Below are 9,555 nucleotides of genomic sequence, written 5' to 3'. Positions count from 1 at the left end.
GTCCTGGACGCCGGGCTGACCTGGATCGGCCCGCCCCCGCACGCCATCCGCGACCTCGGCGACAAGGTGGCCGCCCGCCACATCGCCCAGCGCGCGGGGGCGCCCCTGGTCGCGGGCACCCCCGACCCCGTCAGCGGCGCCGACGAGGTCGTGGCCTTCGCGCGGGAGCACGGGCTGCCGATCGCGATCAAGGCCGCCTTCGGTGGCGGCGGGCGCGGGCTGAAGGTCGCCCGCACGATGGAGGAAGTGCCCGAGCTGTACGACTCGGCCGTCCGCGAGGCCGTCGCCGCCTTCGGCCGCGGCGAGTGCTTCGTCGAGCGCTACCTGGACAAGCCGCGCCACGTGGAGACCCAGTGCCTGGCCGACACCCACGGCAATGTGGTCGTCGTCTCCACCCGTGACTGCTCCCTCCAGCGCCGCCACCAGAAGCTCGTGGAGGAGGCCCCCGCGCCGTTCCTGAGCCTGGAGCAGAACGCCGAGCTGTACCGGGCCTCCAAGGCCATCCTCAAGGAGGCCGGTTACGTCGGCGCGGGGACGGTGGAGTTCCTGGTCGGGACGGACGGCACGATCTCGTTCCTGGAGGTCAACACCCGTCTCCAGGTCGAGCACCCGGTGACGGAGGAGGTCTCCGGCATCGACCTGGTGCGGGAGATGTTCCGTATCGCCGATGGTGAGGCCCTCGGGTACGCCGATCCGCCGCTGCGCGGCCACTCGTTCGAGTTCCGTATCAACGGCGAGGACCCGGGCCGCAACTTCCTCCCGGCCCCGGGGACGGTGTCGGTCTTCGACCCGCCGTCCGGTCCGGGCGTGCGGCTGGACGCGGGCGTGGAGTCGGGGTCGGTGATCGGTCCGGCGTGGGACTCGCTGCTGGCCAAGCTGATCGTCACCGGCGCCACCCGTACGCAGGCGCTGCAGCGGGCGGCGCGGGCGCTGGCGGAGTTCCAGGTCGAGGGCATGGCCACCGCGATCCCGTTCCACCGGGCCGTGGTCACCGACCCCGCCTTCACCAGCGACCCGTTCACGGTCCACACCCGCTGGATCGAGACCGAGTTCAACAACACCATCGCCCCCTTCGCCGCCGCCCCCGCCGCCACCGACGAGGACGAGGCCATCGGGCGCGAGACCGTGGTCGTCGAGGTCGGCGGCAAGCGGCTTGAGGTCTCCCTGCCCGCCTCCCTCGGCGTGGTTGCCGCTCCTCCGGTCGCCGGGGCGAAGAAGGCCAAGCGCAAGGCGGTCAAGAAGGGCGGCTCGGCCGCCTCGGGTGACGCCCTGGCCTCGCCGATGCAGGGCACCATCGTCAAGGTGGCCGTGGCCGAGGGCGACACCGTGGCCGAGGGCGACCTCGTCGTCGTCCTGGAGGCCATGAAGATGGAACAGCCCCTCAACGCCCACCGCGCCGGGATCATCAAGAACCTGAACGCGGACACGGGCGCCTCGGTCAGCTCCGGCGCCGTCATCTGCGAGATCAAGGACTGACGCCGCTCCCCTCATCGGCAGGCCCCACCCCGCCAGCGGTCAGCGGGGGAGGGGCCTGCCGATGTTCTGGCCGTCAGTCCTTGAGCGTGCGCTCCAGGAAGCCCAGCACCGTGTCCGCGTACACATCCGGCTGGGTCTTGATGCCCTGCAGATGGTCGGTGTCCGGCAGGGTGTGCACCTCGGCCAGCGGATAGCGCTCGCCCAGCGCGTGCACCCCCGCAGCCGGGATCATCGTGTCGCGCTCACCGGCCAGGAAGAGCATCGGCGTCCGCTCGTACGCCCCCTCCGCCTTCGGCGGCCACTGCACCCGCAGCATCGCCAGGGCCGACGACGCGGCGACCACCTCCAGGGCCTTCCGGGACGGCCCGGTGCGCAGCGGGCCGGGGATGGGCAGCCCGTCGGCCGCGACGAAGTTGCGGAACAGGGGGGAGAGTTCGAGGGCCGGGCCGCTGTCGCAGATCACCGCGTCGACCGGGCAGTCCGCCGCCCGCCCCAGCAGGTAGAAGGAGGGGAAGGCGGAGATGGAGAAGCCGAAGACGGCGAAGCGGGCCGCCGCGTACTCGTCCATCGCGCGCAGATGCTTGATGACGGCCACCACATCGTCGGTGTGACGGTCGCTCATGCCCCAGCACGCCGGGTCCGAGACGCTCTTGCCGTGGTTGCGGTGGTCGAACATGGCGACCGTGTAGCCCGCCTCGTTCAGCAGCCGCGCCTGGGCCAGGCTCGCCGACTTGCTCAGCCCCAGCCCGTGGCCGAGCACCACTACCCGCGCCGCGTCGCCCGGGCAGAGCCACACATGCAGCCCGCGCGGCTTCCCGTTCAGCGGCACCTGGACGTCGGTGCTGGTCAGGCCCAGGTCCTCGGGCTTCTTGTGATGCGGCCGCCGGGGCGGGTGATAGATGAAGTACGAGAGGAAGGCACCGTAGAGCGGAGCCACCGGGAGCGTCGCCGCGGAGGCCGCTTTCGTCAGGAATCCCGTCGCCATTACGCAAACCCCCATCACAGATCGTGCCCGGTCGTGCGCGATCGTAGTGGTGTCACCCGGTGCCCGGGCCAGCCGTGATGTGAACGTGTCCGAAGTCACCGGGCGTTCCCGTGACGCAACGTCGCGTCGCGGCACGGGCGTTGCGGGCGCGGCGGGTGGGTACCGTCGTCGGTGGACGGACGCCGGACGGCGGACACGGATGAACTCCAACGGAGGTAACGGAACAGTGCCGCTGATACGCCCGGTTGACGACGTCGTACGTGCCTCTGGCTGGGGGCAGCTCGCCGCCCCGCCCCGCCCGGAGGACCGCCCCGGCCCCGGCCAGGTCGCCGTATGGCTGCTGCACATCCCGCCGTACACCTCCTTCGCCGCCGAGGTCGCGGACCGGACGCTGGACGCGGGCGAGCGCGAGCGCGCCGCGGGGATGCGGCACGCGACGGCGCGCGAGCGCTACCTCACCTCGCATGTGGGGCTGCGGACCCTGCTCGGCGGCTATCTGGGGACGGACCCGGCGGACGTCGAGTTCACCCGCGAGACCTGCGGCATGCCGGACTGCGACAAACCGCACGGCCGCCCCGCCCTCGCGGGTGACACCACCCTCGCCTTCTCGCTCTCCCACGCCGGGGACGCCGCGCTGTGCGCGGTGTCGGGCGGCCCGCCCGTCGGCGCCGACATCGAGGAGCGGAACCCCCGGCGCTCCGGCGACCGCCTCGACGGGCTGATCGGCCAGCTGCACCCCGGCGAGCGCGCGGCGATCGCCGCGCTGCCGGACGAGGAGGAGCGGGAGCGGGCGTTCATGAGCTGCTGGGTACGTAAGGAGGCGTACCTGAAGGGCATCGGGACCGGGCTGCCGGGCGGGCTGCGAACCCATTACGTCGGCCTCGCGGAGGAGTTCGGCGCCCGCGCCGATGCGTCCACACCATCCGGCTGGGCCTTCGCCGACCTGCCCGCCCCGCCCGGCTACCACGCCGCCGTCGCCGTCCGCGCCGAGGCCGCCCCGGCCGTGACCCTCGCCGGTCTACGGCTCGGGTGAACGGGTCAGGTACCTTCGGACATATGTCGCATCGTGACGAGGTGGAACTCTCCGCAGGCACCATCGAGTACGAGGACACCGGGGGTGAGGGGCCGGTCGCCGTGCTGCTGCACGGCGTCGCCATGGATGGCTCGCTGTGGCGCGAGGTGGTCGCCGCGCTCCGCCCCGGCGTCCGCTGCGTCGTCCCCACCCTGCCGCTGGGCGGCCACCGCCGCCCCATGCGGCCCGACGCCGATCTGTCCGTCCTCGGTGTGGCCCGGCTGGTCGCCGAATTCCTGGAGCGGCTCGACCTCACGGACGTCACCCTCGTGATGAACGACTGGGGCGGCGCCCAGGCCCTCGTCGCCGACGGCCGCGACGAGCGGATCGGACGGCTGATCATCACCTCGTGCGAGGCGTTCGAGAACTTCCCGCCCGGCCTGCCCGGCAAGAACCTCCACACCTCCGCCCGTCTCCCCGGCGGTCTGCGCACCGCCTTCTCCCTGCTCAAGCTCCACCCCATGCGGCGGCTGCCGATGACCTGGGGCTGGATGACCAAGCGCCCGGTGCCGCCGGAGGTCATGGACGGCTGGTTCCGGCCGCTGTGGACGTCCCCGGAAATCCGCCGCGACCTGCGGAAGTACGTCCTCGGCGTGCCGCCCGCTGCGGAGCTGCTGCGCTGGGCCGAGCGGCTGCGCGGCTTCGACCGCCCCGCACTGGTGGCCTGGGCGTCCGAGGACCGGGTGATGCCCCCGGAGCACGGCCTCCGGCTGGCGGCCATGCTGCCGCAGGGCCGCCATGTGGAGATCCCCGACAGCTACACCTTGATCCCGCTGGACCAGCCCCACCGGCTGGCCGCGCTGATGCGCACCTTCCTGCTGGACGGTGACGCGACGGCCTAGCGTTGTCCGACCCCCGGCGTACCGTCGTCAGTATGTGCAGATCTATCAAGACGCTCCGTCCCCCGTACGCCGAGGCCGTCACCGAGGAGGACATGCGCGCCGCCGCGCTGCAGTACGTACGCAAGATCAGCGGCTTCCGCCAGCCCGCTCCGCACAACGCCGAGGCCTTCGACAAGGCGGTCGAGACGATCGCCGCCGCCACCGGGGAGCTGCTGAGCACGCTGGAGGTCAGGGGTGGCCGTACAAGTGGCAGCACAAGCTGAATGGCCCGGCGCTCTCGAAGCCGAGAGCAACCGGGCCATTCAGTCGATCAGGTGCGCCGCCAGGGACTCGAACCCCGGACCCGCTGATTAAGAGTCAGCTGCTCTAACCAACTGAGCTAGCGGCGCCTGCTGACGACGTAAATACTACCTGGTCCGGAGGGGTGCTTTTGACCAACATCAGATGGTCAGCGAGAGCAGCATCGGGGCCGCCTCGCGGTTGAGCAGATAGGCGGCCTGGCGCAGCCGGTGGGCGCGCTCCAGGGGGAGGGAGAGGGCCAGGCAGCCGACGGTGCGGCCCGCCGTCACGGGGACGGCCGCGCAGACCGTGCCCACGGCGTACTCCTGGAGGTCGAGCACGGGCACGGTGGGTGGCTGGCTGTCCAGCTTGCGGAAGAGCACCTTCTCGCTGGTCGTCGTCCGCGAGGTGAGCCGCACCGTCTTGTGGCGGGCGAGGTGATCGCGGCGGCCGTCCTGGTCGAGCTGGGTGAGCAGGCACTTGCCGGCGGCCATGGCGTGGGCGGCGGAGCGGAAGTCCACCCACTCGTTGACCCGGGGCGTACGCGGCCCGTCCGCGTACTGCGTGATCTTGACTTCGCCGTCCACATAGCGGCTGAAGTAGACCGCCGCGCCCACCGAGTCGCGGAGCGCGGTGAGCGACTTCTGCAGCTTGTCCTCGACGGCGTGCCCGCGCCCCGGGTCCCCGGTGTCCAGCAGGGTGAGGGAGGCGCCGCCGATGTACGCCCCGTCGGTGATCTGCTCGACGTACCCCTCGCGGCGCAGCATCCGCAGCAGCTCGGTGAGCCGGGCGCTCGGCAGCCGGGTCTCGCGGGCGATGCGGGCGTGACTCACCCCGCTGGAGTGCCGGGCGACGACCTCCAGGATGCGCAGGGCGTGCCGCACCGAGCGGAGCGGTGCGATCGGCTCGGGCCCCAGCACCACGACATCCCCTCTCGCAGGTGGTGGCTTCGTTCCACGATAGCCGCCAAGGGGGCGATATGGAGCGGAAGTTGAACGATGGCATGTGCCACCGCCAGTCCGCCCAAATCGCCCCCTCCTGTCGAGGCGCACCGCTAGAGCACGGCGCTCAGGAACTCCCTGGTCCGCTCGTGCTCCGGCTCCGAGAAGATCTTCTCCGGCGGACCGGACTCGATGACCCGGCCCGCGTCGAACATCAGTACGTCGTCGGAGATGTCCCGCGCGAAGTTCATCTCGTGGGTCACGCACAGCATGGTGATGTCCGTCGTGTGGGCGATGTCCCGCAGGACGTCCAGCACCCCGGCCACCAGCTCCGGGTCGAGCGCCGACGTCACCTCGTCCAGCAGCATCACCTGCGGCCGCATCGCCAGCGCGCGGGCGATCGCCACTCGCTGCTGCTGCCCGCCGGACAGCTGCGTCGGGTACATATCGCACTTGTCGCCGAGGCCGACGAGGTCGAGCAGCTCCCGCGCCCGCGTCTCGGCCTCGTCCTTGTCCAGGCCGAGGACGTGCACCGGGGCCTCGGTGATGTTCCGCAGCACCCGCATATTGGGGAAGAGGTTGAACTGCTGGAAGACCATGCCGATCTTCTTGCGCACCTCACGGGTGTGCTTCTCGCCCGCCGGGACCAGCTTGCCGCCCCGGTCCTCGTGGGTGAGGTAGTCCCCGTCGACCTTGATCGTGCCCTCGTCGGGCTTGAGCAGCGTCATCAGCAGCCGCAGGATCGTGGTCTTGCCGGAGCCGGACGGTCCGATGAGGGTGACGTGCTTGCCGGAGGAGACCGAGAAGTCGAGGTCGTCGAGGACCGTATTGGTGCCGAAGCGCTTCGTCACCTTGTCGAAGCGGATCAGTTCACTGCCGTCCACGGCAGGATTCGTGTGGTCGGTTTCAGTGGCCAAGACGACGCTCCAGGACTCGCATGAGAAGAGATGCCGGGTAGGCGATGAGGATGAAGGCGATGCCGACCATCGTGAACGGCTCGATGTAGTGGAAGGACGAGGAGGCCTCGCCCCGCGCCTTTTGCAGCATGTCGACGACGCCGATCAGCGCGAGCATCGGGGAGTCCTTCAGCATCGCGATGACGTAGTTGCCCAGGGCGGGCACCACGCGGCGGATCGCCTGCGGCAGGATCACCGCCAGCCAGGTGCGGCCCCGGGAGAGGCTGAGCGCGGTGGCCGCCTCCCACTGGCCCACCGGCACACCGTCGATACCGGCCCGGTAGACCTCGGCGGTGTACGTCGAGTAGTGCAGCCCGAGCGCGATCACGCCGGTGGTCAGCGCCGAGAACTTGATGTCCCAGGTCGGCAGTACGTAGAAGAAGAAGAACAGCTGCACCAGCAGCGGGGTGTTGCGGATGAACTCCGTCACCACCGACACCGGCCAGCGCACGAAGCGGCTCGGCGAACGGAACGCCATCGCCCACACCAGCCCCAGCGCGAACGCCAGGACCGAGCCGAGGGCGGTGGCCTCCAGCGTGATCAGCAGCCCGTGGCCCAGCTGGGGGAGGAAGTCCTTGGCCACGTCCCAGTTCCAGTTCACTGGGCACCTCCTCCGACGACGATGTTGCGGGACTGCTCGGTCTCCTGCTTGCCGAGCAGCTTGCGCGTGACCAGCGAGCCCTTGGCCGGAGCCTGGCCGATGTTCGCCTTCGCGCGCCGCTCCAGCACCCGCATCAGCCGGGTCAGGATGAACGCCAGCACGAAGTAGAGGACCAGGATGATCGTGTAGATCTGCGCACTCTCACCCGTCGCCAGCCGGGAGAGCTGGGCGGCGAAGGTGATGTCGGCGACGTTCACGGCCGAGACCAGCGCCGTCGCCTTCAGGATCTCGATCAGCAGGTTGTTGAACGGCGGGATCATCTCGGGGATCGCCTGCGGCAGGATCACCCGCCGCATCCGCTGCGCGGGCGTGAAGCTGAGCGCGATGGCCGCCTCACCCTGGGCCGGTGCCACGGAGGCGATCGCGCCGCGGACGATCTCGGAGCCGTACGCCCCGTAGTTCAGCCCGATGGCCAGCACCGCCGCCCACATCGGGAACAGCTGCCAGCCGAAGGCCAGCGGCATCACGAAGGCGAGCCAGAACATCAGCACCAGGGCCGACGTACCGCGGAAGATCTCCACGTACGCGCCGGTGAGGAAGCGGACGGTCCGCAGCCGCGACGTGCGCGCCATGCCGATGCCGAACGCGACGACGACGGCGAAGACCGCGCTGTACAGGGTCAGCTGGATCGTGATCCAGACGCCCGGAAGAAGCCAGTGTTCCCACAGCCCGGCCGTCATTTGCACAGCTCCTCGGCGGTCAGATCGGTCATCTCACCCTCGGTGAAACCGAAGGGCCGCACGATGCGCAGCAGCTCACCGCTCTTCTTCATCTTGTGCAGCTCGACATTGAAGGCGTCGCGGAGCTTGGTCTCCTCCGGCCGGAAGGCGAAGCCGCCCGCCCCGATGTCCGGTTTGCCGTCGAGCATCGCCTGGAACGGCTCGGTCGCCTCGGCCCGCTTGCTGTTCCGCTGCTTGACCACGTTGTGCACGGTCACGGTCGTGCCCGCGAACACATCGGCCCGGCCCTGCTCCACCGCCAGCAGCCCGGCCAGCTGGTCCGGGAGGATCAGCATGTCGCTCTCCTTGACCCCGGCGTTCTTGGCGTAATCGATCTCGGCATAGGCGGTGCCGGTGGCCATTTTGGCCTTCTGCTTGACGATGTCGTCGTAATTGTGAAGGTTCTTCGGATTGCCCTTGCGGACGATGAACGCGTCCCGCATGCGGTAGTCGGGGTCGGAAAAGATCACCTGGGCGCAGCGTTCGGGATTGATGTACATCCCCGCGGAGACCACGTCGAACTGCTGCGAACGGAGTCCCGGGATCAGCGAGCCGAACTCGGTCGGCACCGGCTGGACCCGGTCCACCCCCAGCCGCTTGAAGATGACCTTCGCGATCTCCGGCGCCTCACCGGTGAAGTCGCCGTTCTTGTCGATGTAGCCGAATGGGATCTCCCCCGCAATTCCCAGTCGGACCGTGCCCTGCGCCCTCAGGCGCTCCAGCAGATTGCCCCCGTCCTTGGCGTCCGAGCTGGACACCCGGCTACAGCCGACCGCGCCCAGCAGGCCAAGGGCCGCGCCGCCGACCAGAAGCGATCGACGGGATGCCCCTTTTGCTCTGCTATCGATGTCTTTCCCACGTGGTGGAGCCATGGGCGCGCGGCTACCCGAACTCACGAAATATATGCGGGCCGTTTCCAGCCCTTGATACAGACGATGCTGGGTATGCCCTCTGGGGAAGGACTGGTAGGGACGGGTAAGGACTGTTCCGAAGCGACCTGGAGGAATGTCGATGGTTGACCGAGCCGACCGGTTCATCGAGGTCTCGCTCGACAAGCGCGGAGTGACCTGCACCGCGAAACTCCTCGACGACCGCGCGCCGATCACCTGCGAGGCCGTCTGGAACGCGCTGCCGCTGGGGGGTGACGTCTATCACGCCAAGTACGCGCGGAACGAGATCTACGCGCTGCTGCCCCCCTTCGCCCCCGAGGAGCCACCGCTGGAGAACCCCACGATCACCCCGATCCCCGGGGATCTGTGTTACTTCACCTTCACCGACACCCAGCTGGGCACGAAGTCCTACGGCTACGAGGCCCAGGCCAAGCACCAGGGCAAGCGCCAGGTGGTCGACCTGGCGCTGTTCTACGAGCGGAACAACCTGCTCATCAACGGCGACGCGGGCTGGGTCCCGGGCATCGTCTGGGGCTCGGTGGTAGACGGCCTGGACCGCATGGCCGACGCCTGCCAAGACCTCTGGCGAGCAGGCGCCCTAGGCGAAACCCTGAGCTTCCGCAAAATCTAGCCCGTCCGGCCCGGGTTCTTGGGGTCGGCGGAGTTCTTCACCGCCGCGTACTCCTGCCGGTACCAGGTGGCCGCCGCGCGCTGGTAGTTGGGGTTGGTGTAGA

At 69.7% G+C, this 9,555-nt stretch carries 11 protein-coding genes and 1 tRNA gene; 5 read left to right on the top strand and 7 right to left on the bottom strand.

Features of this window, described 5'->3' with window-relative positions:
• Window positions 1-1,476: acetyl/propionyl/methylcrotonyl-CoA carboxylase subunit alpha (locus ACWC5C_RS41875; RefSeq protein WP_450884586.1), on the top strand; the 1,476-nt coding region annotated here is incomplete at its 5' end.
• A 73-nt stretch (window positions 1,477-1,549) separates the two neighbouring features.
• Here the strand turns inward: ACWC5C_RS41875 and ACWC5C_RS41870 are convergent.
• Window positions 1,550-2,461 (bottom strand): alpha/beta hydrolase, encoded by a 912-nt coding sequence (locus ACWC5C_RS41870; protein ID WP_450884584.1) that lies wholly within the window; start codon window positions 2,459-2,461, stop codon window positions 1,550-1,552.
• Window positions 2,462-2,687: 226 nt separating this feature from the next.
• On the opposite strand from ACWC5C_RS41870, the gene ACWC5C_RS41865 reads away from it, so the two are divergent.
• From ACWC5C_RS41865 to ACWC5C_RS41855, 3 genes are read left to right on the top strand one after another with little or no spacing between them, the layout of a single operon-like run.
• Entirely contained in the window at window positions 2,688-3,494 is an 807-nt protein-coding gene (locus tag ACWC5C_RS41865; RefSeq protein ID WP_450884582.1) for a 4'-phosphopantetheinyl transferase family protein, read from the top strand.
• A 23-nt stretch (window positions 3,495-3,517) separates the two neighbouring features.
• Window positions 3,518-4,375, top strand: coding sequence for an alpha/beta fold hydrolase (locus tag ACWC5C_RS41860; RefSeq protein WP_450884580.1), 858 nt, complete (start codon window positions 3,518-3,520; stop codon window positions 4,373-4,375).
• Between the two features lie 32 nt (window positions 4,376-4,407).
• On the top strand, window positions 4,408-4,638 hold the full coding sequence (locus ACWC5C_RS41855) for a DUF2277 domain-containing protein (protein WP_450884578.1): 231 nt from the start codon (window positions 4,408-4,410) through the stop codon (window positions 4,636-4,638).
• 52 nt (window positions 4,639-4,690) lie between these two features.
• Here ACWC5C_RS41855 and ACWC5C_RS41850 read toward each other — a convergent pair.
• From ACWC5C_RS41850 to ehuB, 6 genes are all read right to left on the bottom strand, one after another.
• A tRNA-Lys gene (locus ACWC5C_RS41850) sits at window positions 4,691-4,764 on the bottom strand.
• A gap of 51 nt (window positions 4,765-4,815) precedes the next feature.
• The gene (locus ACWC5C_RS41845; RefSeq protein ID WP_450884576.1) at window positions 4,816-5,577 is read right to left on the bottom strand and encodes an IclR family transcriptional regulator; all 762 of its coding nucleotides are present in this window, start codon (window positions 5,575-5,577) and stop codon (window positions 4,816-4,818) included.
• A gap of 131 nt (window positions 5,578-5,708) precedes the next feature.
• Window positions 5,709-6,479 carry an ectoine/hydroxyectoine ABC transporter ATP-binding protein EhuA gene (gene ehuA, locus ACWC5C_RS41840; protein ID WP_385437865.1) on the bottom strand — a complete coding sequence of 257 codons (771 nt, stop codon included), beginning with the start codon at window positions 6,477-6,479 and terminating at the stop codon, window positions 5,709-5,711.
• A 22-nt stretch (window positions 6,480-6,501) separates the two neighbouring features.
• The gene (gene ehuD, locus ACWC5C_RS41835) at window positions 6,502-7,152 is read right to left on the bottom strand and encodes an ectoine/hydroxyectoine ABC transporter permease subunit EhuD (protein WP_450884574.1); all 651 of its coding nucleotides are present in this window, start codon (window positions 7,150-7,152) and stop codon (window positions 6,502-6,504) included.
• Window positions 7,149-7,892, bottom strand: coding sequence for an ectoine/hydroxyectoine ABC transporter permease subunit EhuC (gene ehuC, locus ACWC5C_RS41830; protein ID WP_385437860.1), 744 nt, complete (start codon window positions 7,890-7,892; stop codon window positions 7,149-7,151). Before ehuC ends, ehuD begins: the two co-directional genes overlap by 4 nt.
• Entirely contained in the window at window positions 7,889-8,803 is a 915-nt protein-coding gene (ehuB, locus tag ACWC5C_RS41825; RefSeq protein WP_385437858.1) for an ectoine/hydroxyectoine ABC transporter substrate-binding protein EhuB, read from the bottom strand. Before ehuB ends, ehuC begins: the two co-directional genes overlap by 4 nt.
• Window positions 8,804-8,942: 139 nt before the next feature.
• Here ehuB and ACWC5C_RS41820 point away from each other — a divergent pair, with 139 nt between their 5' ends.
• On the top strand, window positions 8,943-9,452 hold the full coding sequence (locus ACWC5C_RS41820; RefSeq protein ID WP_450884572.1) for a DUF3830 family protein: 510 nt from the start codon (window positions 8,943-8,945) through the stop codon (window positions 9,450-9,452).
• Window positions 9,453-9,555: the final 103 nt, after the last annotated feature.

The organism is Streptomyces sp. NPDC001700 (assembly GCF_053596435.1).
This window is presented reverse-complemented; position numbering and strand designations above follow the sequence as displayed.